This is a genomic window from Nissabacter sp. SGAir0207, assembly GCF_005491205.1.
Classification (GTDB): Bacteria; Pseudomonadota; Gammaproteobacteria; order Enterobacterales; family Enterobacteriaceae; genus Chimaeribacter.
The window spans coordinates 3,704,153-3,729,042 of record NZ_CP028035.1 but is presented as its reverse complement, the minus strand read 5'-3'; the positions used below and the strand labels follow the sequence as shown (position 1 = coordinate 3,729,042).

Sequence of the window (24,890 nt, the reverse complement as noted above, 5' to 3'; positions counted from 1 at the left end):
GGCAGGCGGCCGTTCCCCGCCTGCTTTTCAGCATAATTGGAGTAAATGAGCATGCCTAAGTACCGTTCCGCTACCACCACCCACGGCCGCAACATGGCCGGCGCCCGCGCGCTGTGGCGCGCCACCGGGATGACCGACGACGATTTCGGCAAGCCGATCATCGCGGTGGTCAACTCCTTCACGCAGTTTGTGCCGGGCCACGTGCACCTGCGCGATTTGGGCAAGCTGGTGGCGGAACAGATTGAAGCCGCCGGCGGCGTGGCGAAAGAGTTCAACACCATCGCCGTTGATGACGGCATCGCCATGGGCCACGGTGGTATGCTCTACTCGCTGCCTTCACGTGAGTTGATCGCTGACTCCGTGGAGTACATGGTGAACGCGCACTGCGCCGACGCCATGGTCTGTATCTCCAACTGCGACAAGATCACCCCCGGAATGCTGATGGCCTCACTGCGCCTCAACATCCCAGTGATCTTTGTGTCGGGCGGCCCGATGGAAGCCGGGAAAACCAAGCTCTCCGACAAAATCATCAAGCTCGACCTGATCGACGCCATGATCCAGGGTGCCAACCCGAAGGTGTCCGATGAGGAGAGCAACCAGATTGAGCGTTCCGCCTGCCCGACCTGCGGCTCCTGCTCCGGGATGTTTACCGCCAACTCAATGAACTGCCTGACCGAGGCGCTCGGCCTCTCCCAGCCGGGCAACGGCTCGCTGCTGGCGACCCACGCCGACCGCAAGGATCTGTTCATCAACGCGGGCAAACGCATCGTCGGTCTGGCGAAACGCTATTACGAACAGGACGATGAGAGCGTGCTGCCGCGCAACATCGCCAACAAGGCGGCGTTTGAGAACGCCATGACGCTGGATATCGCGATGGGCGGCTCCACCAACACCGTGCTGCACTTGCTGGCGGCGGCGCAGGAGGGCGAGGTGGACTTCACCATGTCCGACATCGATCGCCTGTCGCGCAAGGTGCCGCACCTCTGCAAGGTCGCGCCGAGCACCCAGAAGTACCATATGGAGGATGTGCACCGCGCTGGCGGCGTGATTGGCATCCTCGGCGAGCTGGATCGCGCTGGCCTGCTGAACCGCGAGGTGAACAACGTCCTGATGCAGACCCTGCCGCAGACGCTGGCGGAGTATGACGTGATGGTCACCGACAACGACGCGGTGAAAAAGATGTTCTCCGCAGGCCCAGCGGGCATCCGCACTACGCAGGCCTTCTCCCAGGATTGCCGCTGGGAGTCGCTGGACACCGACCGCCAGGAGGGTTGCATCCGCACCCGTGAGCACGCCTACAGTCAGGATGGCGGGCTGGCGGTGCTCTACGGCAACGTGGCGGAAGATGGCTGCATCGTCAAAACCGCTGGCGTGGACAAGGAGAGCCTGACCTTCCGTGGCCCGGCCAAGGTCTACGAGAGCCAGGACGATGCGGTTGAGGCGATCCTCGGCGGCAAAGTGGTGGCGGGCGACGTGGTAGTGATCCGCTACGAGGGGCCGAAAGGCGGGCCGGGGATGCAGGAGATGCTCTACCCGACTACCTACCTGAAGTCGATGGGCCTCGGCAAGAGCTGCGCGCTGATCACCGATGGCCGCTTCTCCGGCGGCACCTCCGGCCTCTCCATCGGCCACGTCTCACCAGAGGCGGCCAACGGTGGCCTGATCGGTCTGGTGAAGGATGGCGACATCATCGACATCAACATCCCGAACCGTGGCATCGTGCTGGATGTGGCTGACAGCGAGCTGGCCGCCCGCCGTGAAACCGAGCAGGCACGGGGCGATCAGGCCTGGACGCCACAGGCGCGTGAGCGTCAGGTCTCCTTCGCGCTGCGCGCTTACGCCACACTGGCCACCAGCGCTGACAAGGGCGCGGTACGCGACAAGAGCAAGCTGGGAGGCTAAGGCTGATGGCGGAATCACAACCCCTTTCCGGCACCCCGTGCGGTGCCGAGTACCTACGGGCGGTGCTGCGTGCGCCGGTCTACGAGGTGGCACAGGTCACCCCGTTGCAGGCGATGGACAAACTCTCTGCCCGGCTGGGCAATACCGTGCTGGTGAAACGCGAGGATCGCCAGCCGGTGCACAGCTTCAAGCTGCGCGGGGCCTACGCGATGATCGCCAGCCTCACCGAGGAGCAGAAAGCCCGTGGCGTGGTAACCGCCTCGGCGGGCAACCACGCGCAGGGGGTGGCGCTCTCCGCCACGCGCGGCAACATCAAGTCGCTGATCGTGATGCCAGTGGCAACCGCCGACATCAAGGTGGACGCGGTGCGCAACTTTGGCGGCGAGGTGCTGCTGCATGGTGCGAACTTTGATGAGGCCAAAGCGCGGGCGATCGAGCTGTCTGAACAGCAGGGCATGACCTTCGTGCCGCCTTTCGACCACCCGGCGGTGATCGCCGGGCAGGGCACGCTGGCGCTGGAGCTGTTGCAACAGGACGCGCACCTTGACCGGGTGTTCGTGCCGGTGGGCGGCGGCGGGCTGGCGGCCGGGGTGGCGGTGCTGATCAAGCAGCTGATGCCGCAGATCAAGGTGATTGGCGTGGAGGCGGAGGACTCCGCCTGCCTGCGCGCGGCGCTGGATGCTGGCGAGCCGGTTGACCTGCCGCGCGTCGGGCTGTTCGCTGAGGGCGTGGCGGTGAAGCGCATCGGCAACGAGACCTTCCGCCTCTGCCGTGAGTACCTGGATGATGTGATTACCGTCGACAGCGATGCCATCTGCGCCGCGGTCAAGGATCTGTTTGAGGATGTGCGGGCGATCGCCGAACCCTCCGGCGCGCTGGCGCTGGCGGGCATGAAGAAGTATGTGCAGCAGCATAACCTTCGTGGCGAGCGGCTGGCGCACGTGCTCTCCGGCGCCAACCTCAACTTCCACGGGTTGCGTTACGTTTCGGAGCGCTGCGAGCTGGGCGAGCAGCGTGAGGCGCTGCTGGCGGTCACCATCCCGGAGCAGAAGGGCAGCTTCCTGACCTTCTGCCAGTTGCTGGGCGGCCGTGCGGTAACGGAGTTCAACTACCGCTACGCCGATGCCGACAACGCCAATATCTTTGTCGGCGTGCGGCTGACGCGCGGCCACAGCGAGCGGCGCGAGATCATCGACGAACTGGTGGCCGGTGGCTATCAGGTGATGGATCTCTCTGATGATGAGATGGCCAAGCTGCACGTGCGCTACATGGTGGGTGGCCGTCCCAGCAAGCCACTGCGCGAGCGGCTGTTCAGCTTTGAGTTCCCGGAGTCGCCGGGCGCGCTGCTCAAGTTCCTGCACACCCTCGGCACCCACTGGAACATCTCGCTGTTCCACTACCGCAGCCACGGCACTGACTATGGCCGGGTGCTGGCGGCGTTTGAGTTGGGCGAGCGTGAGCCAGAGTTCGACCGCCACCTGACGGCGCTCGGCTACGTCTGCCATGACGAAACCGACAACCCGGCGTTCCGCTTCTTCCTCGCCGGCTGACCTGTGGGGCCGCCGCGGCGGCCCCTGCTTTCGCTACAGTAAACTCCAAAATGCCTCAATCAGCGTCTCGCTCAGGCGCTTCTTCTGCACGCACACCCCCAGTTCAAACGGCGCGACCAGCGAGATGTGATCCAGCACCGAGATGCGGCTACGCATCGACTCGGGGCTGTTCTCCAGCACCACCCCCGGAATCAGCGCGATGCCGCACCCCAGCGCCACCATCGAAACAATCGCCTCATGGCCGGAGACGGTGGCGTAGATCTGCGGGTTGCTGATGCGGTGGCGGCGGAACCAGGCGTCGATGCGCCGCCGCGTCGGGCCGTGCTCGGGCAAGATAAACGGAATGTCAGACCAGACCGGCTGCGGCGCGATCGCCTGGCTGCGTACCGGGCAGGGCAGCGCCGGGGCGATCAGCACCAGCGGGATCTCGCCGATTTTGGTAAAGCCGATGCTGGTCGGCAGGGCTTCCGGCCGCCCGGCGATGCCCAGATCCGCCTCGTTGGACTGCACCTTCTGCACCGCGTCCGCCGCGTCGCCGGTGGTCAGCTTGATCTCCACCAAGGGATGCTGGGCGCGGAAGCGGTCAAGGATGGCGGGCAGGTGGCTGTAGGCCGCCGTCACCGAACAGAACAGGCGCAGTTCGCCGGTCAGCGACGGCCCCTTCTGCCCCAGCGCGTGGCGCAACTGCTGGTATTGCAGCAGCGTATGCTGGGCAAAGCCGCGCACCTGCTCGCCAGCGTCGGTCAGTTGCACGGTGCGGTTGTCGCGCAAAAACAGCGGCTGGCCGATGCTCTCCTCCAGCCGCTGGATCTGGCGCGACAGGGTGGAGGGGCTGACGTGCATCGCCTTGGCGGTGCGGCCAAAGTGGCGGCTTTCGGTCAGGTGCAGGAACAGTTTCAGATCGCGGATATCCATCAGGCGGCGCTCTCAACAATGACGGGGTTCACATTGCATTTTATGCAATGACAGATTCTCAATATATCAATTTAAGCAATGCCACGCATAGCATATAGTGGATTCAACGACGCCTCCCCAGAGAGGGTGGGCAGTGAAAATAACAGCGAACACAACATCGACGGAGTCCCACCATGGCTAACTACTTCAACACCCTGAACCTGCGCCAGCAGCTGGCACAATTGGGCAAATGTCGCTTCATGTCCCGCGACGAATTCGCTGACGAAGCTGGCTACCTGAAAGGGAAAAAGGTGGTGATTGTCGGCTGTGGCGCGCAGGGCCTGAACCAAGGGCTGAACATGCGTGACTCCGGCCTGGACATCGCCTATGCGCTGCGCAAAGAGGCAATTGACGAGAAACGCGCCTCCTGGCGCAAGGCGACCGAGAACGGCTTCAAGGTGGGCACTTACGAAGAGCTGGTGCCGCAGGCGGATCTGGTGGTGAACCTGACCCCAGACAAACAGCACAGCGCCGTGGTGCAGGCAGTGCAGCCGCTGATGAAAGATGGCGCGGCGCTGGGTTACTCCCACGGCTTCAACATCGTAGAAGTGGGCGAGCAGATCCGCAAAGACATCACCGTGGTGATGGTGGCGCCGAAATGTCCGGGCACCGAAGTGCGTGAAGAGTACAAACGCGGCTTTGGCGTACCGACGCTGATCGCGGTACACCCGGAGAACGATCCGAAGGGTGAGGGCATGGCCATCGCCAAGGCATGGGCAGCGGCCACCGGCGGCCACCGTGCTGGCGTGCTGGAGTCCTCGTTCGTGGCCGAGGTGAAGTCTGACCTGATGGGCGAGCAGACCATCCTGTGCGGCATGTTGCAGGCCGGTTCGCTGCTCTGCTTCGACAAGCTGGTGGCTGACGGCGCGGATCCGGCTTACGCGGAAAAACTGATCCAGTTCGGCTGGGAGACCATCACCGAGGCGCTGAAGCAGGGCGGCATCACCCTGATGATGGATCGCCTCTCCAACCCGGCGAAACTGCGTGCCAACGCGCTCTCCGAGCAGCTGAAAGGCATCATGGCACCGCTGTTCCAGAAACACATGGATGACATCATCTCCGGCGCCTTCTCCAGCGGCATGATGGCTGACTGGGCAGAGGATGACGTGAAACTGCTGACCTGGCGTGAAGAGACCGGCGCGACCGCGTTTGAGAACGCGCCGCAGCAGGAGGGCAAAATCGCCGAGCAGGAGTACTTTGACCACGGCGTGCTGATGATTGCGATGGTGAAGGCCGGGGTGGAACTGGCGTTCGAAACCATGGTGGACTCCGGCATCATCGAAGAGTCAGCCTACTACGAGTCGCTGCATGAGCTGCCACTGATCGCCAACACCATCGCCCGTAAGCGTCTGTACGAGATGAACGTGGTCATCTCTGACACCGCGGAGTACGGCAACTACCTGTTCGCCAATGCGGCGGTGCCGTTGCTGCAAGAAGCCTTCATGGCCTCGCTGCAAACCGGTGACTTGGGCAAGGCCACCACCGGCACGGCGGTAGACAACGCCCAGCTGCGTGACGTCAACGAAGCGATCCGCAACCACCCGATTGAGGCGGTGGGCCGCAAGCTGCGCGGCTACATGACCGACATGAAACGCATCGCGGTTGCGGGCTAACCGGTCGGAATAAAAAGAAGGGCACCCCACGGGGTGCCCTTTTTGCTGCCTGGCGGCCATCAGTTGCGGTAAAGCACCTTGATGATGTGGTAGCCAAACTGGGTCTTCACTGGCCCATAAGGTTTCAGCAATTCACAGCTGAAGACAGCCTTGTCAAAGGACGGCACCATGTCGCCCTTGCGGAACTCGCCCAGCGAGCCGCCGGAGCGCTTGGAGGGGCACGTGGAGTGCTTGCGTGCCATCTCCTGGAAATCAGCGCCCTTCGCCAGTTTGTCCAGAATCTCTTTGGCCTGCTGCTCGGTATCCACCAGGATATGCAGCGCCGATGCGGTATTCGCCATAATAGAACCCTTCATAAATGTGTCCGCGCTACTCTACCACCCGGCGCGCCGGATGTAGACCCGGCAGGGCAAATTGAAAGGTAAAGGCGGTCAATCTCCGTCCGCCTTTCTGATACAATCGCCGCCCGTCATCCCAGTGAGCAAAAAAGCGCCATGCGATTAAACCCCAGCCAACAACACGCCGTCGAATTCGTTACCGGGCCTTGCCTCGTGCTGGCCGGGGCGGGATCGGGCAAGACCCGCGTCATCACCAACAAAATTGCCCACCTGATCCGCCAGTGCGGCTATCAGGCGCGCCACATCGCCGCCGTGACCTTCACCAACAAGGCAGCGCGTGAGATGAAGGAGCGCGTGGCGCAGACGCTGGGGCGCAAAGAGGCGCGGGGGCTGATGATCTCCACCTTCCACACGCTGGGGCTGGATATCATCAAGCGCGAGTACGCCGCCCTCGGCATGAAGTCCAACTTCTCGCTGTTCGATGACCAGGACCAGCTCGCGCTGCTGAAAGAGCTGACGGAGAAGTGGCTGGAGAATGACAAGGCGCTGCTCCAGCAGTTGATCTCGACGATCTCAAACTGGAAAAACGATCTGGTGGATCCACAGGGCGCGGCAACGCGTGCGCGATCCGAGCGGGAGAAGCTGTTCGCCCACTGCTACGGGCTGTACCACGACCACCTGCGCGCCTGCAACGTGCTCGATTTTGACGACCTGATCCTGCTGCCGACGCTGCTGCTGCAACGCAACGCCGAGGTGCGCGAGCGCTGGCAGAACCGTATCCGTTACCTGCTGGTGGATGAGTATCAGGACACCAACACCAGCCAGTACGAACTGGTGAAGCTGCTGGTCGGCGCGCGGGCGCGCTTTACCGTGGTGGGCGATGACGACCAGTCCATCTACTCCTGGCGCGGCGCGCGGCCACAGAATCTGGTGCTGCTGAAAGAGGATTTCCCGGCGTTGCAGGTGATCAAGCTGGAGCAGAATTACCGCTCCACCGGCCGCATCCTGAAGGCCGCCAACATCCTGATCGCCAACAACCCGCACGTGTTTGAGAAGCGCCTCTTCTCCGAGCTGGGCTATGGCGAGGCGCTGAAAGTGGTGACCGCCAACAACGAAGACCACGAGGCGGAGCGGGTGGTTGGCGAGCTGATCGCCCACCGCTTCGTGAAGAAGACCCAGTACAGCGACTACGCCATCCTCTACCGCGGCAACCACCAGTCGCGCCTGTTTGAGAAGATGCTGATGCAGAACCGCATCCCGTACCGCATCTCCGGCGGCACCTCTTTCTTCTCACGGCCAGAGATCAAGGATCTGCTCGCCTACCTGCGCGTGCTGACCAACGAGGGGGATGACAGCGCCTTCCTGCGCATCGTCAACACGCCGAAGCGCGAAATCGGCCCGGCGACGCTGCAAAAGCTGGGGGAGTGGGCCAACCAGCGCAACAAAAGCCTGTTTGCCGCCAGCTTTGATCTGGGGCTGAGCCAGTACCTGACCGGCCGTGGGCTGGAGGCGTTGCAGCGCTTCACCCACTGGCTGAAAGGAGTGGCCGATCTGGCGGAGCGCAACCCGGTGGCGGCGGTGCGGGACTTGATCCACGGCATCGACTACGAGAGCTGGCTGTATGAGACCTCGCCGAGCGCCAAGGCGGCGGAGATGCGGATGAAGAACGTCAACCAGCTGTTCAGCTGGATGACCGAGATGCTCGAGGGCAACGATCTGGACGAGCCGATGACGCTGGCGCAGGTGGTCACCCGCTTCACGCTGCGTGACATGATGGAGCGCGGCGAGAGCGAGGAGGAGCTGGATCAGGTGCAACTGATGACGCTGCACGCCTCCAAAGGTCTGGAGTTCCCCTATGTGTTTCTGGTTGGCATGGAGGAGGGGCTGTTGCCGCACCAGAGCAGCATTGATGAGGACAACATTGAGGAGGAGCGTCGGCTGGCCTACGTTGGCATCACCCGCGCCCAGCGTGAGATGATCTTCACCCTCTGCCGCGAGCGCCGCCAGTATGGCGAGTTGGTGCGGCCGGAGCCGAGCCGCTTCCTGCTGGAACTGCCGCAGGACGATCTGGCGTGGGAGACGGAGCGCAAGGTGGTCAGCCCGCAGGAGCGGATGCAGAAGGGCCAGAGCAATCTGGCGAGCATCCGCGAGATGCTGGCGAAGGCGCGCGGCAGTTGATGCGCGCATAAAAAAAGGCCGGTTATAAACCGGCCTTTTTTATTGGGTGCTACGCCTCTTCGACTTCCAGCGGCCAGTGGACATAACTCTGCCAGTGGCTCTCGTGCTCCAGCTCTTCGGCCCGCAGCGGGTGCTGCTCCAGCCAGCCGGGCGGCAGCGTCACCGTCAGCGCGTCATCGTTGGCACGCAGCCGTACCGCTGGCAGGGTGTCGTCGCGGCGGCGGCTGGCGAAGATGATCGCCAGACGCAGCAGGCGGCAAAGACGTTGGGCCTGACGGGGCGGCAGGGCGTTCTGTTGGCTGAGCAGCGCCAGATCAATGGTGTTGTTCTGGTTTTGCAGCAGGGTCGCCAACAGCTTTTTCTGCGCTGGGGTAAAGCCGGGCAGATCCAGGTGGCGCACCAGATAGGCGGCGTGTTGGGGAGCCTGACGGAAATCGACGCTGAGGCCAATCTCATGGATCAGGCAGGCGCTGCTGAGCAGTTCGCGGCTAAGGGCATCCAGTTGCCAGACCTCTGCCACCTGCCCGGCGAAATCCTCGGCCAGTTGCGCCACGCGCTGCGCCTGCTCGCCATCCAGCAGATAGCGGCGTTGCAGGTTACGCAGGGTGCGATGGCGGATCTCCTGCTCGACCGGCAGGTGCAGCATACCGTAGACCAGCCCTTCGCGCAGCGCGCCGCCCGCCAGCGTCATGCCCTCAATCTGTAGCTCTTTGAAGATGGCGATAAGGATCGACAGCCCGCTCGGGAAGACCAGCGCGCGCTCCAGCGTCAGCCCCTCAATCTCCAGCTCCTCCAGCTTGCCGCACTGGATGGCACGGCGGCGTAGCTGCTCCAGCTTCGGCAGGGTGATGCGCTCATCCATGCCCTGCGCCACCATGATCTCCTGCAACGCCTGCACGGTGCCAGAGGCGCCCACGCAGATCTGCCAGCCCTTCTCCATCAGCGCCGCGGCCACCGGGCGGATCATCTCCCGCGCCGCCAGCTCTGCCTGGTCAAAATTCTGTTGGCCAAGGTTGCGGTCGGTGAAGTAGCGCTCCAGCCAGGTGACGCAGCCCATCGACAAACTGAACAGCGCGGTGGATTGCGCGCCGGTGCCGGTCACCAGTTCGGTGCTGCCGCCGCCGATGTCTACTACCAGCCGCTGGTCAGGGCCGCCGGTGGTGTGCGCCACGCCGTGGTAGATCAGGCGCGCTTCCTCTTCACCGCTGATCACCTGGATAGGGCAGCCGAGGATCGCCTGTGCCGTGCCGAGGAACTCATCGCTGTTGCGGGCCAGCCGCAGGGTGGCAGTCGCCACTACCCGCACCTGATCGCGCGGGATGTCCTGCAAACGCTCCGAAAAGAGCCGCAGGCACTGCCAGCCGCGCTGCATCGCCTCGTGTGACAGGTGGTTGTCTTTGTCCAGCCCGGCTGCCAGCCGGACTTTGCGCTTGATGCGCGCCAGGGTCTGAATACTGCCGGCCACCTCACGTACCACCAACATATGGAAGCTGTTGGAGCCAAGATCGATGGCGGCGTAGAGTGAGGAGCCGAGCATAGTTATCAGCCTGAACGTTTGCGGTTGGTGCGTGGTGCCCCGCTGTTGCGGCGCGGCGCGGAGCTATTGCGGCGCGGGCCACTGCCGGTGCGGGTGCGGGCCAGACGCTTCGGCGGCGGCAGCTCGTTCAGCAGCGCGTCGCTGTTGTACTTGCTGACCGGGATGCTGTGGCCGGTATAGGCCTCAATCGCCGGCAGGTTCAGCGCGTACTCTTCACAGGCCAGGCTGATGGAGTGGCCGCTGGCACCGGCACGGCCAGTACGGCCAATGCGGTGCACGTAGTCTTCGCAGTCATCCGGCAGGTCATAGTTGAACACGTGGGTCACGGCCGGGATGTGCAAGCCACGGGCCGCCACGTCGGTCGCCACCAGGATGTCCAGGTTGCCCTGGGTGAAATCCTCCAGGATGCGCAGGCGTTTTTTCTGCGCCACGTCGCCGGTCAGCAGGCCAACGCGGTGGCCATCGGCAGCCAGGTGGCCCCAGATGTCTTCGCAGCGGTGCTTGGTGTTGGCGAAAATGATGCAGCGATCCGGCCACTCCTCTTCGAGCAGCGTCTGCAGCAGGCGCATCTTCTCTTCATTGGAGGGGTAGAACAGCTCTTCCTTAATACGGTGGCCAGTCTTCTGCTCCGGTTCCACCTCAATGGACTCGGCATTGTTCATGTGCTCGAACGCCAGCTCCTTCACGCGGTAGGAGAGGGTGGCGGAGAACAGCATGTTCAGGCGCTGGGCGGCTGGCGGCATCCGGCGGAACAGCCAGCGGATGTCTTTAATGAAGCCCAGATCGAACATGCGGTCGGCTTCATCCAGCACCACTACCTGGATAGCGCCCAGGTTAATGTGGTTCTGCTTGGCGTAGTCAATCAGACGGCCAGTGGTGCCGATCAGGATATCAACGCCGCTCTCCAGCACTTTAAGCTGTTTGTCGTAACCGTCACCGCCGTAGGCCAGGCCGAGTTTCAGGCCGGTCGTCTGTGACAGCGCTTCCGCGTCGGCATGGATCTGCACGGCCAGCTCGCGGGTTGGCGCCATGATCAGCGCGCGCGGCTGGTTGATTTGGCGGTTGGCGTCAGCAGGGTGGGAGAGTAAATAGTGGAAAGTGGACGCCAGAAACGCCAGCGTCTTGCCGGTACCGGTTTGCGCCTGGCCCGCCACATCCCGTCCGGAGACCGTGATCGGCAGGGCTAATGCCTGAATAGGCGTGCAGTTATGAAACCCTTTATTTTCAAGAGCTTCAATAACGAGAGGGTGCAGGGCGAAGTCGGCAAACTTCTGTTCGGTTAAGTGTGTTTTGCTCATAGTGTGGTAGAATATCAGCTAACTATTGCTTTACGAAAGCGTATCCGGTGAAATAAAGTCAACCTAATGTTGGTTAATGCTACATCAACTAGGTAGACATAATCCTTTGGAGTAAAACATGAGCGATAAAATTATTCACCTGACTGATGACAGTTTCGATACCGATGTACTGAAAGCCGAAGGGCCAGTGCTGGTCGACTTCTGGGCTGAGTGGTGTGGTCCTTGTAAGATGATTGCTCCGATTCTGGATGAAATTGCGCAAGAATTTGACGGCAAACTGACCATCACTAAGCTGAACATCGATGACAACCCGGGCACCGCGCCGAAATATGGCATTCGCGGTATCCCTACTCTGTTGCTGTTCAAGAACGGTGAAGTCGCTGCCACCAAGGTGGGCGCGCTGTCTAAAGGTCAGCTGAAAGAGTTCCTGACCGCCAATATGTAATCGGCACGGATGTCCGATAAGTCGGGTGTTTAGCGGGGAATGTGAAATTCACGTTGGCCGCTAGACGCCTGCCACGAAGCGTGTTAAGTTTACCTCTACTGCATATAGAACTTACCTGTAGTTTGAATCCTAAAAACAGCGTGAATCCTGGCGAATACCCTTCCAGCTTCGCTCTGTGTTAAAAGCATCGCTTTCCTGCACGGCACAATCACCGCACGTTATTTTTCCAAGCGGCACGATTTACGATGCGTTTGACAGTCATACGGTTTTGCTAAAATCATTTAGGCATTTTCGTTCTCAGTCTGCCAAATTTTCATGAATACCGTAATGCTCACGGTCTCTCTTCTGATGAATGCACTGAGATTGAATGCCAGTAAACAGGCACGGAATACGCTGCCATACCATTCACGACAAGTTCGAGACATACCCCGAGTTTAAGAACCCACCACTATGAATCTTACCGAATTAAAGAACACGCCGGTTTCTGAGCTGATTACTCTCGGCGAAAACATGGGGCTGGAAAACCTGGCCCGTATGCGCAAGCAAGATATCATCTTCTCCATTCTCAAGCAGCATGCGAAGAGTGGTGAGGATATCTTCGGCGATGGCGTACTGGAGATATTGCAGGATGGCTTCGGCTTCCTCCGCTCTGCAGACAGCTCCTACCTCGCCGGTCCTGATGACATCTACGTTTCCCCCAGCCAAATCCGCCGCTTCAACCTTCGTACCGGTGACACCATTTCCGGTAAGATTCGTCCCCCGAAAGAGGGTGAGCGTTACTTTGCGCTGCTGAAAGTCAACGAAGTCAACTACGACAAGCCTGAAAACGCCCGCAACAAGATCCTGTTCGAAAACCTCACCCCGCTGCATGCCAACTCCCGTCTGCGTATGGAACGCGGCAACGGTTCCACCGAAGACATCACCGCCCGCGTTCTGGATCTGGCCTCCCCGATTGGCCGTGGCCAGCGTGGCCTGATCGTCGCACCGCCGAAAGCCGGTAAGACCATGCTGCTGCAAAACATCGCGCAGAGCATCGCCTACAACCACCCGGATTGCGTGCTGATGGTGCTGCTGATTGACGAGCGTCCGGAAGAGGTGACCGAGATGCAACGTCTGGTGAAGGGTGAAGTGGTTGCGTCGACCTTCGACGAACCGGCTTCCCGTCACGTGCAGGTAGCAGAGATGGTGATCGAGAAGGCGAAGCGCCTGGTCGAACACAAGAAAGACGTCATCATCCTGCTGGACTCCATTACCCGTCTGGCGCGTGCCTACAACACCGTGGTGCCGGCCTCTGGCAAGGTACTGACCGGTGGTGTGGACGCCAACGCCCTGCACCGTCCGAAGCGCTTCTTCGGTGCCGCGCGTAACGTGGAAGAGGGCGGCAGCCTGACCATCATCGCCACCGCGTTGGTCGATACCGGCTCGAAGATGGACGAGGTGATCTACGAAGAGTTCAAGGGTACAGGTAACATGGAACTGCACCTGGCACGTAAGATTGCGGAAAAACGCGTCTTCCCGGCGATTGACTACAACCGCTCCGGTACCCGTAAGGAGGAGCTGCTGACCTCCCAGGAAGAGCTGCAGAAGATGTGGATCCTGCGCAAGATTATCCATCCGATGGGTGAAATCGACGCGATGGAGTTCCTCATCAATAAGCTGGCAATGACCAAAACGAATGATGAATTCTTCGATATGATGAAGCGCTCATAATTCTGTAAAACTCGGGGAACGCCACGCTAAGTCGTGGCGTTTTTCGCTTTTGGCCGCTACGATAGCGCCAAAAAAGATCCATATTTACAACATTCAGATAATAGCGGATGGCATTCGGGGAGATGTTTTCCTAAGTTAGTTAACACCCGGGTGAGCACGCAGCATAATCCGCGAAGGTTTTTTGACACGCGATAACCATAACTGTCACCATAGGATAGGACTATAAGGCTGCGAGGGTTTATGACATTGCCAGGTTACAAACCGGATTGCCTTATCTTTATGCAGAGAGCTGTTAACTGTGAATCTACTCACTATGAGTAATGATCTTCTCTTTATCTTCCTGTTTTCCTTCTGTTTCTTATTTGCTGCCCGCAAAGTCGCAAAGAAAATTGGCTTAGTTGACAGACCCAACTACCGCAAGCGCCATCAGGGGTTGATCCCACTGGTTGGCGGCATCTCCGTCTTTGCCGGCATCTGTTTCACCTTCCTGATCTCGGATTTCCATATTCCCCACTCGGCGCTCTATCTGACCTGCGCCGGGGTGCTGGTGTTGGTCGGCGCGCTGGATGACCGCTTTGACATCAGCGTCAAAATCCGCGCGCTGGTGCAGGCGCTGGTCGGTATCTCGATGATGGTGTTCGCTGGCCTGACCCTCAAGAGCCTCGGTTATATTCTGGGGCCGTGGGAGATGGTGCTGGGGCCGTTTGGCTATCTGGTGACGCTGTTCGCCGTGTGGGCGGCCATCAACGCCTTCAATATGGTGGATGGCATCGACGGCCTGCTTGGCGGCCTGTCGTGCGTCTCCTTTGGGGCGATGGGCATTCTGGTCTATCAGGCCGGGCACATCGACCTGGCGCTCTGGTGCTTCGCCATGATCGCCGCCATCATCCCCTATATCCTGCTCAATCTGGGCGTGCTGGGCCGGCGCTACAAGGTGTTTATGGGCGATGCCGGCAGTACGCTGATCGGCTTCACCGCCATCTGGATTTTGATGCAGAGCACCCAAGGCCCGACGCCGCCGATGAACCCGGTCACCGCGCTGTGGCTGATCGCCATCCCGCTGATGGACATGATTGCCATCATGTACCGTCGGCTGCGCAAGGGGATGAGCCCCTTCTCGCCTGACCGCCAGCACATCCACCACCTGATCATGCGCGCCGGTTTCTCCTCCCGGCAGGCCTTTGTGCTGATTACGCTGGCGGCGGCGCTGCTGGCGGCGATTGGCGTAATCGGCGAGCGGCTGGTGTTTGTGCCGGAGTGGATGATGCTGGTGCTGTTCCTGCTGGCATTTTTGCTCTACGGCTACTGTATCAAGCGCGCCTGGCGCGTCGCCCGGTTTATCAAACGTATCAAGCGCCGTATGCGCCGCTCGACCATCAATAAACACGTATCCTAATCCGAGGTGTTCTGGCAGTGATGAAATCTGAGACGTCCCCAACCCCCAGCCGTCAATCTGTGGAAAATGAGCTTGATATCCGTGGCCTGTGCTGCGCCCTGTGGCGTGGCAAAGGCTGGATTGTTGGGCTGGGTTTACTCTCTGCGGCCGCGGCGCTGGGCGCCTCCGCGCTGATGGAGCAGAAGTGGAGCGCCACAGCGATCACTGACCGGCCAACGGTCAACAACCTTGGCGGCTACTACTCGCAGGCGCAGTTCCTGCGCAACCTCGATAGCCTGATAAACAACTCGGCTGACCATGACCAGCCCTCGATTTCAGATGACGCCTATAATGAGTTCATTATGCAGCTGGCGGCCTACGATACGCGCCGCGACTTCTGGTTGCAGACTGACTATTACAAGCAGCGTCAGGAAGGTGATGTCAAAGCAGATGCGGCGTTACTGGATAAACTGATCGGCAATATTCAGTTCACCCCGCATGATGATAAAAAATTCCTGAATGACAACGTGAAGCTGACGGCGGAGCGCGCCGCGGACGCCAACCAGCTGCTGCGCCGCTACGTGGCGTTCGCCAGTTTGCGGGCGGTGCAGCACCTGAATGATGAGCTGCAAGGCGCGTGGGCGGCGCGTACCGTGTCGATGCTGGCGCAGGTCAAGCGCCAGGAGGCGGTGGCGGCGGCGGTTTACAAGCGTGCGCTGACCGGCGTCGGGCAGGCGCTGAAGATCGCGCGCCAGCAGAACATCAGCCGCAGCCAGACCACCACGCCAGCGGAGCAGTTGCCAGACTCTGACATGTTCCTGCTGGGCACGCCGATGTTGCAGGCGCGGCTGGAGGCACTTCAGGCATCTGGCCCGAGCTATGACATCAGCTACGACCAGAACCGGGCAATGCTCTCGACCCTCAAGGTGGGGCCGGTGCTGGATGCGAAGTTCCAGACCTACCGCTACCTGCGCACCCCGGAGGAGCCGGTCACGCGGGACAGCCCGCGCCGCACGCTGCTGATGGTGATGTGGGGCGCGGTGGGCGCATTGATCGGCGCGGGCGTGGCTCTGGCGCGCCGTCGGGCTTAACTTGATTTATGGGGGCCTGGGCTTGCGGGCGGGCACCCCCTCACGACTTAAAAGAGATTCGCTGTGAAAGTGTTGACTGTTTTCGGCACCCGACCGGAGGCCATCAAGATGGCCCCGCTGGTACACGCCCTGGCTCAGGATGCGTCCTTTGAGGCAAAGGTCTGCGTAACGGCTCAACATCGCGAGATGTTGGATCAGGTTTTGCGCCTGTTTGATATTGAGCCGGACTTTGACCTCAACATCATGCGCCCCGGTCAGGGACTGACGGAGGTCACCTGCCGCATCCTAGAGGGGCTGAAGCCGGTGCTGGAGTCATTCCGGCCGGACGTGGTGCTGGTGCATGGCGACACCACCACCACCATGGCCACCAGCCTCGCGGCCTTCTACCAGCGCATCCCGGTCGGCCACGTCGAGGCCGGTCTGCGCACCGGCGATCTCTTCTCCCCCTGGCCGGAGGAGGCCAACCGCAAGATGACCGGCGCGCTCGCCACCTGGCACTTCGCGCCAACGGAGAACGCCCGCCGCAACCTGCTGGCGGAGTCAACGCCGGATCGCCAGATCACCGTCACCGGCAACACGGTGATTGACGCGCTGCTGTGGGTGCGTGACCGCATCCGCACCAACCCGCCGCTGGTGGAGCGCCTCGGCCAGGAGTACGCCTTCCTGGATGAGGGCAAAAAGATGATTCTGGTCACCGGCCACCGGCGCGAGAGCTTCGGCGGCGGCTTTGAGCGCATCTGCACCGCGCTGGCGGAGATCGCCCGCCGCCACCCGGAGGTGCAGGTGGTCTATCCGGTGCACCTCAACCCGAATGTCAGCGAGCCGGTGAACCGCATCCTCAGCGGCATCGAGAACATCTTCCTGATTGAACCGCAGGACTACCTGCCGTTTGTCTATCTGATGGATCGCGCCTACCTGATCCTCACCGACTCCGGCGGCATCCAGGAGGAGGCTCCCTCCCTTGGCAAGCCGGTGCTGGTGATGCGTGATACCACCGAGCGCCCGGAGGCGGTGGACGCCGGCACCGTGCGGCTGGTCGGCACCGACATGGCGAAAATTGTGCAGGAGGTCACCGGCCTGCTGAATAGCGACGACGAATACCATGCCATGAGTCGCGCACATAACCCTTACGGCGATGGACATGCCTGTCAGCGTATTCTTCACGCATTAAAGAACCATCAGGTGAAGCTATGAGTTTTGCAACTATCTCTGTGATCGGACTGGGCTACATTGGCCTGCCGACGGCCGCGGCCTTTGCCTCGCGCCAGAAAAACGTCATCGGTGTGGACATCAACCCGCACGCGGTGGAGACCATCAACCGGGGCGATATCCATATTGTTGAGCCGGATCTGGATGTGGTGGTCAAACAGGCGGTGGAGGCGGGCTATCTGCGCGCGGTGACCACGCCACAGGCAGCGGATGCCTTCCTGATCGCCGTCCCCACGCCGTTCAAGGGCGACTATCAGCCCGATCTGGCCTACGTGGAAGCGGCGGCGCGCGCCATTGCGCCGGTGCTGAAACGGGGCGATCTGGTGATTTTGGAGTCCACCTCGCCAGTGGGTGCCACCGAGCAGATGGCCGGCTGGCTGGCCGCTGAGCGCCCCGATCTCACCTTCCCGCAGCAGGCGGGCGAGCAGGCGGACATCCACATCGCCTACTGCCCGGAGCGGGTGCTGCCGGGGCAGGTGATGGTGGAGCTGATCAAGAATGACCGGGTGATCGGCGGCATGACGCCCGCCTGCTCTGCCCGCGCGCGCGCGCTGTATGAGATCTTCCTGGAGGGCGAGTGCGTGCTCACCAACGCCCGCACCGCCGAGATGTGCAAGCTGACCGAAAACAGCTTCCGTGACGTCAATATCGCCTTCGCCAATGAGCTGTCGCTGATCTGCGCCGAACAGCAGATCAACGTCTGGGAGCTGATCCGGCTGGCGAACCGCCACCCACGCGTCAATATCCTGCAACCCGGCCCCGGCGTGGGCGGCCACTGCATCGCCGTGGATCCGTGGTTTATCGTGGCGCAGAACCCGGAGCTGGCGCGCCTGATCCGCACCGCGCGCGAAGTGAATGACAGCAAGCCGCACTGGGTGGTGAATCAGGTGAAGGCGGCGGTCGCTGACTGTCTGGCCGCCAGCGATTGCCGCGCCGCGGACGTGACCATCGCCTGCTTTGGGCTGGCGTTCAAACCCAATATTGATGACCTGCGCGAAAGCCCGGCGGTGGAGGTGGCGCACATGATCGCCGACTGGCACCGTGGCGACACGCTGGTGGTCGAGCCGCACGTCACCAGCCTGCCGCCGTCGCTGGCGGGCCATGCCCGGCTGGTGGAGATTGACGAGGCGTTGCAGCAGGCGGATGTGGTGGTGATGCTGGTGGATCACCAGCGCTTCAAGGCCATCCCGGCGGCGCAGATCCGCCAGCCGTGGGTGGTGGATACCAAAGGCGTGTGGCGCTAGCCATGAACCCAGGCGCGTCGCCCAGCGGGCGGCGCGACAGGAGAAACAATGAAAGGCATTATCCTGGCGGGCGGCTCCGGCTCCCGCCTGCACCCCCTCACCCTTGGGGTCTCCAAGCAACTGCTGCCCATCTATGACAAGCCGATGATCTACTATCCGCTGTCGGTGCTGATGCTGGCTGGCATCCGGGACATCCTGATTATTACTACTCCCGATGAACGTGCCTCCTTCCAGCGGCTGCTTGGCAATGGCGACGAGTTCGGCATTCGCCTGCACTATGAGGTGCAGGCGCACCCGGACGGGCTGGCTCAGGCCTTCCTGATCGCGGAGCGCTTTATCGATGGCGATCCGGTCTGTCTGGCGTTGGGTGACAATATCCACTTTGGGCAGGGCTTTAGCCCGAAATTGCAGCGCGTGGCGGCGCGGACGCAGGGCGCGACCCTGTTCGGCTACCAGGTGATGGACCCGGAACGCTTCGGCGTGGTGGAGTTTGATGACGACTTCCGCGCGCTGTCGATTGAGGAGAAGCCAGCCCAGCCGCGCTCCAACTGGGCGGTGACCGGCCTCTACTTCTATGACGCGCAGGTGGTGGAGTTCGCCCGGCAGGTGAAGCCCTCCAGCCGGGGCGAGCTGGAGATCACCAGCATCAACCAGATGTATCTGGATCGCGGCGAGCTGAACGTCGAACTGCTGGGGCGCGGCTTCGCCTGGCTCGACACCGGCACCCACGAGAGCCTGATGGAGGCGAGCAGTTTCGTGCAGGTAGTGGAGAAGCGGCAGGGCTTTAAGATCGCCTGTCTGGAGGAGATTGGCTGGCGCAACGGCTGGCTGGATGATGCCACGCTGGCGCGCGCCGGTCAGGCGCTGGGCAAAACCGGCTACGGCCAATACTTACTGGATCTGCTCCATGCGCGTCCACGCCAATATTGAGCCGCTGCGCTGGGAGAGTGACTTCTTCCAGTTGCCGAGCGCCAAACTCGACTTCTCCGCTGAAGCCGCCCCGTTGACCCCGGCGCGGCTTCAGCCCTATCAGGTGGTGCAGGCGAAAATCGCGGCGGATGCGCTGCCGCTGGCAGATGGGCTGGCGGCGCTCGGCTTCCGGCTGGCGGAGGGCGAGGTGGATTTCACCCTGCCGATCGCCGCTGAGGCGGCCTCGCCTGCCTTACAGGTGCGCGTGGCCGACGCATCGGATATTCCCGCCTTGCAACAGGCGGCGGCATCCGCCTTCGCCCTGAGCCGTTTCCGCGCGCCGTGGTATCCGCTGCAGGCGAGCGGGCGTTTCTACGCCCAGTGGATAGCCAACGCCGTCCACGGCAGCTTCGACCACCTCTGCCTGCTGCTGGAGGCGGAGGGGGTGCCGCAGGGCTTTGTCACCCTGCGCCGTTTGGCGTCAGGCGAGGCGCGCATTGGCCTGCTGGCGGCCTGGCCGGGCGCGAGTGGGCGCGGCGTGGGCAAACAGTTGATGCAGGCCGCCCGCCTCTGGTGCCGCGATGAGCAGGTGACCCGCCTGCACGTAGCGACACAAGTGGGCAACGTGGCGGCGCAGCGTCTCTACATTGGCAGTGGCGCGTCGGTGACGGCCACTTCATTTTGGTTGTACAGGTGATCCTATGATTCCATTTAACGCGCCACCGGTGGTGGGCACTGAAATCGACTACATGCAATCCGCGATGAGCAGCGGCAAGCTGTGCGGCGACGGCGGCTACACCCGCCGCTGCCAGCAGTGGATTGAACAGAACTTTGGCTGCCCGAAAGTGCTGCTGACCCCCTCCTGCACCGCCTCGCTGGAGATGGCGGCGCTGCTGCTCGACATCAAGGCTGGCGATGAGGTGATCATGCCGAGCTACACCTTCGTCTCAACCGCCAACGCCTTTGTGCTGCGCGGCGCGAAGGTGGTGTTCGTCGATCTCCGCCCGGACACCATGAACATCGATGAGACTAAAATCGAGGCGGCTATCACCGACAAAACCCGCGCCATCGTGCCAGTGCACTACGCGGGCGTCGCCTGCGAGATGGACACCATCATGGCGCTGGCGGAGAAGTACAAGCTGTTCGTGGTGGAGGATGCCGCGCAGGGCGTGATGTCCCGCTACAAGGGGCGCGCGCTTGGCACCATCGGCCACATCGGCTGCTTCAGCTTCCATGAAACCAAAAATTACACCGCTGGCGGCGAGGGTGGGGCGACGCTGATCAACGACCGTTCGCTGATTGAGCGCGCGGAGATCATCCGCGAGAAGGGCACCAACCGCAGCCAGTTCTTCCGGGGTCAGGTGGACAAATATACCTGGCGCGACCTTGGCTCCAGCTTCCTGATGTCCGATTTGCAGGCCGCCTATCTCTGGGCGCAGCTGGAGGCGGCTGACCGCATCAACCAGCGCCGCCTGCTGCTCTGGACCAACTACTATGAGGCGCTCTCCCGTCTGGCGCAGCAAGGGCGCATCGACCTGCCGGCCATCCCGGCGGACTGCGTGCACAACGCCCACATGTTCTACATCCGGCTGCGCGACATCGCGGAGCGTGACGCCTTCATCGCCTACATGAAAGAGGCGGAGATCATGACGGTGTTCCACTACATCCCGCTGCACGCCTGCCCGGCCGGTGAGCACTTCGGCCGCTTCGCTGGCGAAGACCGCTTCACCACCCGCGAAAGCGAGCGTCTGGTGCGCCTGCCGCTGTTCTTCAACCTGTCTGACGTCAACCAACGCACGGTCATCAACACCATCCTGAGTTTCTTTGCCTGATATGTCACTGGCCAAAGCATCCGTCTGGACCGCTGGCTCGACGCTGATCAAAATCGGCGTCGGGCTGCTGGTGGTCAAACTGCTTGCCGTCGCCTACGGCCCCAGCGGGGTCGGGCAGGCGGGCAATTTCCGTCAACTGGTGACCGTGCTCGGGGTGCTCTCCGGCGCGGGCATCTTCAATGGCGTCACTAAATATGTGGCGGAGCACCGGCAGGATGGCCCGCAACTGCAGGCAGTGCTCGGCACCGCCTCGACGCTGATCCTCGGCTTCTCCACCCTGCTGGCGCTGCTGTTTTTGCTGGCCGCCGCGCCCATCAGTCAGGGGCTGTTCGGCCATGACCGCTACCAGAATGTGGTGCGCGGCGTGGCGCTGGTGCAGATGGGCATCGCCTACGCCAACTTCTTTCTGGCGATCCTGAAGGGCTACCGCGACGCGCTGGGCAATGCGCTGGCGATTGCCGGTGGCAGCCTGATTGGGCTGGTGGCCTACTACCTCTGTTTCCGCCTTGGCGGCTACGAGGGGGCGCTGCTGGGGCTGGCGCTGGTGCCCGCGCTGGCGGCCCTGCCAGCCGGGCTGATGCTGGCGCGTCGCCAACCGGTGTCGTTGCGTGACCTGAAGCCGGGCTGGGATCGCGTGCTGGGTGGCCAGTACGCCAAGTTCACCCTGATGGCGCTGATGACCGCCGTTACCCTGCCGGTGGCCTATATCATGATGCGTAACCTGCTGGCGGCGCATGATGGCTGGGACGCCGTTGGCATCTGGCAGGGGGTGAGCAGCATCTCTGACGCCTACCTGCAATTCATCACCGCGTCATTCAGCGTCTATCTGTTGCCCACGCTGTCGCGGCTGAAGGAGAAAGCGGCGGTCACGCGTGAGATTGGCCGCTCGCTGGCCTTTGTGCTGCCAGCGGTGGCGACGGTCAGTCTGGCGGTCTGGCTGCTGCGCGATGTGGCGATCTGGCTGCTCTTCTCGGAAAAATTCACGGCGATGCGCGATCTGTTCGCCTGGCAACTGGTGGGGGACGTGCTGAAGGTCGGCGCCTATGTCTATGGCTATCTGGTGATTGCCCGGGCATCGCTGCGCTTCTACCTGCTCACCGAACTCAGCCAGTTCCTGCTGCTGATTGGCTTCGCCCACTGGCTCATCCCGGCGCATGGCGCGCTGGGGGCGGCACAAGCCTATATGGCGACCTATATTGTCTATTTCGTGCTCTGTAGCACGGTTTTCCTGATCTATCGTAGGCGGGCATGACCACACTTATTCACGTTCTGGGATCGGACATCCCACACCACAACCTGACCGTACTGCGCTTCTTCAATGATGAGCTGTCGGCGCGCGCGCCAGCCGGGCAGACCCGCCACTTTATGGTAGCGGCGGCGGATGCGTCCGCCTTCGCGCCCTTTACCGAGTTGCAGATTGAGACCTTCGCCGACAAGGCCACGCTGGCGCAGGCGGTGATTGCGCGGGCGCAGCAGTCGCGGCAGACCCGCTTCTTCCTGCATGGGCAGTTCAACCCCACGCTGTGGCTGGCGCTGCTCCAGCGCAAGATCCAGCCGCAGCAGGTGAGCTGGCACATCTGGGGCGGGGATCTCTATGAGGAGGCGAAAGGCTGGAAGTACCGGCTGTTCTACCTGATGCGTCGGCTGGCGCAGGGGCGCATCGGGCAGGTGTTTGCCACCCGTGGCGACCTCCAGCACTTCCGCCAGCGCCACCCACGGGTGCCGGCCTCGCTGCTCTACTTCCCGACCCGCATGGACCCGGCGCTGAATGACGCGCCGCGCCCGCCGCACGGCGATCGCCCGCTGACCATTCTGCTGGGCAACTCCGGCGATCGCACCAACCGCCACATTGAGGCGTTGCAGGCGATCCACCGGCAGTTTGGCGGCAATGTGCGGGTGGTGGTGCCGCTCGGCTATCCGGCCAACAATGAGGCGTGGATTGCGCAGATCCGCGCGGCTGGTGAGGCGCTGTTCCCGGCCGGGAATCTGCAACTGCTGACCGAGCAACTGGCCTTCCCCGACTACCTTGAGTTGCTGCGGCAGTGCGACCTTGGCTACTTCATCTTCAACCGCCAGCAGGGCATTGGTACGCTCTGCCTGCTGATCCAGTTCGGCATTCCCTTTGTGCTGAGCCGCCAGAACCCCTTCTGGCAGGATCTGGCGGAGCAGCATTTGCCGGTGCTGTTCTACGGCGACACGCTCGACGAGACGGTGGTGCGTGAGGCGCAACGGCAACTGGCGCTGGTGGACAAGCGGGAGATCGCCTTCTTCCGCCCCAACTATCTGGATGGTTGGTTGCACGCGCTGGCGCTGGCCGCCGGGGAGGCCGCATGAGCCTGACCGAGTTCGCCGGGCTGGCGGTGGTCTACGCCGCCTCGCTGCTGTTTATCCTGACGCTCGCCTACCGCGAGTTCCGCCGCGTGCGCTTCAACTTCAACGTCTTCTTCACGTTGCTCTACCTGCTGACCTTCTACTTCGGCTTCCCGCTCACCTGCGCGCTGGTGTTCGGTTTTGACGTGGAGGTGGTGCCGCCAGCCTACTTGTTGCAGGCGCTGCTCTCCGCCACCTGCTTCTACGCCATCTACTATGTCGCCTACAAAACGCGGCTGCGCGCGGCCAACGCCCCGCCGCGTCGGCCGGTCTTCACCCTGAACCGGGTGGAGGCGCACCTTACCTGGATGATGCTGGCGCTGATTGCCCTCGGCACGGTGACCGTGTTCTTCATGCACAACGGTTTCCTGCTGTTCAAGCTCAGTGCCTACAACCAGATCTTTTCCAGCGAAGTCTCAGGGGTGGCGCTCAAGCGCTTCTTCTACTTCTTCATCCCGGCGATGCTGGTGGTCTACTTTCTGCGGCAGGATCTGCGCGCCTGGCTGTTCTTCCTGGTGAGCACGGTGGCGTTTGGCATCCTGACCTATATGATTGTCGGCGGCACGCGCGCCAACATCATCATCGCCTTCGCGCTGTTCCTGTTTATCGGCATCGTGCGCGGCTGGATCACGCTATGGATGCTGGCCGCCGCTGGCCTGTTCGGCATCGTCGGCATGTTCTGGCTGGCGCTGAAGCGCTATAGCCTGGACGTCAGTGGGGCGGAGGCGTTCTACACCTTCCTCTACCTGACGCGTGACACCTTCTCGCCGTGGGAGAATCTGGCGCTGCTGTTGCAGAACTACGATAAGATCGATTTCCAAGGGCTGGCCCCGATGGCCCGTGACTTCTACGTCTTTATCCCGAGCTGGCTCTGGCCGGGAAGGCCGAGCGAGGTGCTCAACTCCGCCAACTACTTCACCTGGGAGGTGTTGGACAACCACTCGGGGCTGGCGATTTCGCCGACGCTGATTGGCTCGCTGGTGGTGATGGGCGGCGCGTGGTTCATCCCGCTGGGCGCGGTGGCGGTCGGCGGCATCATCAAGTGGTTCGACTGGCTGTATGAGCAGGGCAAGGCGGAGGGCAACCGCTATAAGTCGGCGGTGTTGCAGGCGTTTTGCTTCGGCGCGGTGTTCAATATGATTGTGCTGGCGCGGGAAGGGGTCGATGCCTTTGGCTCGCGCGTGGTGTTCTTCTGTCTGGTGTTCGGCGCCTGTCTGGTGGCGGCGAAACTGTTGTACTGGATGTTCGACGCCAGCGGCTTGATCCGGCCGCGCGGCCGCCGGGCCATCTCCCCCGGCGAGCCGCCTGCGGCGGACGGCATCCTGTAAGGAAACT

General features: G+C 62.1%; 20 protein-coding genes. 16 read left to right on the top strand and 4 right to left on the bottom strand.

The genetic code is table 11. The features are described from left to right. Window positions 1-51: 51 nt before the first annotated feature. Both ilvD and ilvA read left to right on the top strand, forming a co-directional pair. The gene (gene ilvD, locus C1N62_RS16740; protein WP_137764687.1) at window positions 52-1,902 is read left to right on the top strand and encodes a dihydroxy-acid dehydratase; all 1,851 of its coding nucleotides are present in this window, start codon (window positions 52-54) and stop codon (window positions 1,900-1,902) included. 2 nt (window positions 1,903-1,904) lie between these two features. Beyond that, window positions 1,905-3,452 carry a threonine ammonia-lyase, biosynthetic gene (ilvA, locus tag C1N62_RS16735; protein WP_206057793.1) on the top strand — a complete coding sequence of 516 codons (1,548 nt, stop codon included), beginning with the start codon at window positions 1,905-1,907 and terminating at the stop codon, window positions 3,450-3,452. A gap of 33 nt (window positions 3,453-3,485) precedes the next feature. Here the strand turns inward: ilvA and ilvY are convergent, their stop codons facing one another. Further along, the gene (gene ilvY / locus C1N62_RS16730; protein ID WP_137764685.1) at window positions 3,486-4,367 is read right to left on the bottom strand and encodes an HTH-type transcriptional activator IlvY; all 882 of its coding nucleotides are present in this window, start codon (window positions 4,365-4,367) and stop codon (window positions 3,486-3,488) included. Window positions 4,368-4,540: 173 nt separating this feature from the next. On the opposite strand from ilvY, the gene ilvC reads away from it, so the two are divergent. Next, a complete protein-coding gene (gene ilvC, locus C1N62_RS16725) occupies window positions 4,541-6,019 on the top strand; it encodes a ketol-acid reductoisomerase (protein WP_137764684.1) in 1,479 nt (492 codons plus the stop codon). A 59-nt stretch (window positions 6,020-6,078) separates the two neighbouring features. On the opposite strand, the gene ppiC is transcribed toward ilvC, so the two are convergent. Further along, window positions 6,079-6,360 (bottom strand): peptidylprolyl isomerase PpiC, encoded by a 282-nt coding sequence (ppiC, locus tag C1N62_RS16720; protein ID WP_137764683.1) that lies wholly within the window; start codon window positions 6,358-6,360, stop codon window positions 6,079-6,081. Between the two features lie 153 nt (window positions 6,361-6,513). Between ppiC and rep the strand changes: the two genes are divergently transcribed. Beyond that, on the top strand, window positions 6,514-8,535 hold the full coding sequence (gene rep / locus C1N62_RS16715) for a DNA helicase Rep (protein WP_137764682.1): 2,022 nt from the start codon (window positions 6,514-6,516) through the stop codon (window positions 8,533-8,535). A 49-nt stretch (window positions 8,536-8,584) separates the two neighbouring features. On the opposite strand, the gene gppA is transcribed toward rep, so the two are convergent. Together gppA and rhlB are read right to left on the bottom strand one after the other, a co-directional pair. Next, complete coding sequence (gene gppA, locus C1N62_RS16710; RefSeq protein ID WP_137764681.1) at window positions 8,585-10,072, bottom strand: guanosine-5'-triphosphate,3'-diphosphate diphosphatase; 1,488 nt, start codon at window positions 10,070-10,072, stop codon at window positions 8,585-8,587. A gap of 5 nt (window positions 10,073-10,077) precedes the next feature. Further along, window positions 10,078-11,370 (bottom strand): ATP-dependent RNA helicase RhlB, encoded by a 1,293-nt coding sequence (gene rhlB, locus C1N62_RS16705; protein ID WP_137764680.1) that lies wholly within the window; start codon window positions 11,368-11,370, stop codon window positions 10,078-10,080. Window positions 11,371-11,488: 118 nt separating this feature from the next. Here rhlB and trxA point away from each other — a divergent pair, with 118 nt between their 5' ends. The 12 genes from trxA to wzyE all read left to right on the top strand — a co-directional run bounded on the left by trxA (window position 11,489) and on the right by wzyE (window position 24,883). After that, window positions 11,489-11,815, top strand: a complete 327-nt coding sequence (gene trxA / locus C1N62_RS16700; protein ID WP_137764679.1) for a thioredoxin TrxA — start codon at window positions 11,489-11,491, stop codon at window positions 11,813-11,815. Between the two features lie 450 nt (window positions 11,816-12,265). Next, window positions 12,266-13,525 carry a transcription termination factor Rho gene (rho, locus tag C1N62_RS16695; protein WP_137764678.1) on the top strand — a complete coding sequence of 420 codons (1,260 nt, stop codon included), beginning with the start codon at window positions 12,266-12,268 and terminating at the stop codon, window positions 13,523-13,525. Window positions 13,526-13,823: 298 nt separating this feature from the next. Continuing rightward, the gene (gene wecA / locus C1N62_RS16690; RefSeq protein WP_137764677.1) at window positions 13,824-14,921 is read left to right on the top strand and encodes a UDP-N-acetylglucosamine--undecaprenyl-phosphate N-acetylglucosaminephosphotransferase; all 1,098 of its coding nucleotides are present in this window, start codon (window positions 13,824-13,826) and stop codon (window positions 14,919-14,921) included. Window positions 14,922-14,941: 20 nt separating this feature from the next. Continuing rightward, entirely contained in the window at window positions 14,942-15,991 is a 1,050-nt protein-coding gene (gene wzzE, locus C1N62_RS16685; protein WP_137764676.1) for an ECA polysaccharide chain length modulation protein, read from the top strand. Between the two features lie 63 nt (window positions 15,992-16,054). Further along, a complete protein-coding gene (gene wecB, locus C1N62_RS16680) occupies window positions 16,055-17,185 on the top strand; it encodes a non-hydrolyzing UDP-N-acetylglucosamine 2-epimerase (protein ID WP_137764675.1) in 1,131 nt (376 codons plus the stop codon). After that, on the top strand, window positions 17,182-18,444 hold the full coding sequence (wecC, locus tag C1N62_RS16675) for a UDP-N-acetyl-D-mannosamine dehydrogenase (RefSeq protein WP_137764674.1): 1,263 nt from the start codon (window positions 17,182-17,184) through the stop codon (window positions 18,442-18,444). The genes wecB and wecC overlap by 4 nt, the downstream gene beginning before the upstream one ends. Before the next feature lie 48 nt (window positions 18,445-18,492). After that, window positions 18,493-19,374: a glucose-1-phosphate thymidylyltransferase RfbA gene (gene rfbA / locus C1N62_RS16670; protein WP_137764673.1), complete on the top strand. Its 882-nt coding sequence runs from the start codon at window positions 18,493-18,495 to the stop codon at window positions 19,372-19,374. After that, window positions 19,352-20,050, top strand: coding sequence for a dTDP-4-amino-4,6-dideoxy-D-galactose acyltransferase (gene rffC, locus C1N62_RS16665; protein WP_137765048.1), 699 nt, complete (start codon window positions 19,352-19,354; stop codon window positions 20,048-20,050). Before rfbA ends, rffC begins: the two co-directional genes overlap by 23 nt. Before the next feature lie 4 nt (window positions 20,051-20,054). Further along, complete coding sequence (gene rffA, locus C1N62_RS16660; protein ID WP_137764672.1) at window positions 20,055-21,185, top strand: dTDP-4-amino-4,6-dideoxygalactose transaminase; 1,131 nt, start codon at window positions 20,055-20,057, stop codon at window positions 21,183-21,185. A gap of 1 nt (window position 21,186) precedes the next feature. Further along, window positions 21,187-22,437, top strand: a complete 1,251-nt coding sequence (gene wzxE / locus C1N62_RS16655; protein WP_137765047.1) for a lipid III flippase WzxE — start codon at window positions 21,187-21,189, stop codon at window positions 22,435-22,437. Then, entirely contained in the window at window positions 22,434-23,519 is a 1,086-nt protein-coding gene (locus C1N62_RS16650) for a TDP-N-acetylfucosamine:lipid II N-acetylfucosaminyltransferase (RefSeq protein ID WP_137764671.1), read from the top strand. The genes wzxE and C1N62_RS16650 overlap by 4 nt, the downstream gene beginning before the upstream one ends. Then, the gene (wzyE, locus tag C1N62_RS16645; protein WP_137764670.1) at window positions 23,516-24,883 is read left to right on the top strand and encodes an ECA oligosaccharide polymerase; all 1,368 of its coding nucleotides are present in this window, start codon (window positions 23,516-23,518) and stop codon (window positions 24,881-24,883) included. The genes C1N62_RS16650 and wzyE overlap by 4 nt, the downstream gene beginning before the upstream one ends. Window positions 24,884-24,890 lie beyond the last annotated feature (7 nt).

Excerpts from the sequence above, each read along its gene's own strand:
- wecC (WP_137764674.1), top strand. The coding sequence starts at position 17,182 with ATGAGTTTTGCAACTATCTCTGTGATCGGACTGGGCTACATTGGCCTG.
- rhlB (WP_137764680.1), bottom strand. The coding sequence starts at position 11,370 with ATGAGCAAAACACACTTAACCGAACAGAAGTTTGCCGACTTCGCCCTG.
- rffC (WP_137765048.1), top strand. The coding sequence starts at position 19,352 with ATGCGCGTCCACGCCAATATTGAGCCGCTGCGCTGGGAGAGTGACTTC.
- wzyE (WP_137764670.1), top strand. The coding sequence starts at position 23,516 with ATGAGCCTGACCGAGTTCGCCGGGCTGGCGGTGGTCTACGCCGCCTCG.
- ilvC (WP_137764684.1), top strand. The coding sequence starts at position 4,541 with ATGGCTAACTACTTCAACACCCTGAACCTGCGCCAGCAGCTGGCACAA.
- gppA (WP_137764681.1), bottom strand. The coding sequence starts at position 10,072 with ATGCTCGGCTCCTCACTCTACGCCGCCATCGATCTTGGCTCCAACAGC.
- wzzE (WP_137764676.1), top strand. The coding sequence starts at position 14,942 with ATGAAATCTGAGACGTCCCCAACCCCCAGCCGTCAATCTGTGGAAAAT.
- ppiC (WP_137764683.1), bottom strand. The coding sequence starts at position 6,360 with ATGGCGAATACCGCATCGGCGCTGCATATCCTGGTGGATACCGAGCAG.
- trxA (WP_137764679.1), top strand. The coding sequence starts at position 11,489 with ATGAGCGATAAAATTATTCACCTGACTGATGACAGTTTCGATACCGAT.
- rffA (WP_137764672.1), top strand. The coding sequence starts at position 20,055 with ATGATTCCATTTAACGCGCCACCGGTGGTGGGCACTGAAATCGACTAC.
- ilvY (WP_137764685.1), bottom strand. The coding sequence starts at position 4,367 with ATGGATATCCGCGATCTGAAACTGTTCCTGCACCTGACCGAAAGCCGC.
- wzxE (WP_137765047.1), top strand. The coding sequence starts at position 21,187 with ATGTCACTGGCCAAAGCATCCGTCTGGACCGCTGGCTCGACGCTGATC.
- rfbA (WP_137764673.1), top strand. The coding sequence starts at position 18,493 with ATGAAAGGCATTATCCTGGCGGGCGGCTCCGGCTCCCGCCTGCACCCC.
- rep (WP_137764682.1), top strand. The coding sequence starts at position 6,514 with ATGCGATTAAACCCCAGCCAACAACACGCCGTCGAATTCGTTACCGGG.
- rho (WP_137764678.1), top strand. The coding sequence starts at position 12,266 with ATGAATCTTACCGAATTAAAGAACACGCCGGTTTCTGAGCTGATTACT.
- C1N62_RS16650 (WP_137764671.1), top strand. The coding sequence starts at position 22,434 with ATGACCACACTTATTCACGTTCTGGGATCGGACATCCCACACCACAAC.
- ilvD (WP_137764687.1), top strand. The coding sequence starts at position 52 with ATGCCTAAGTACCGTTCCGCTACCACCACCCACGGCCGCAACATGGCC.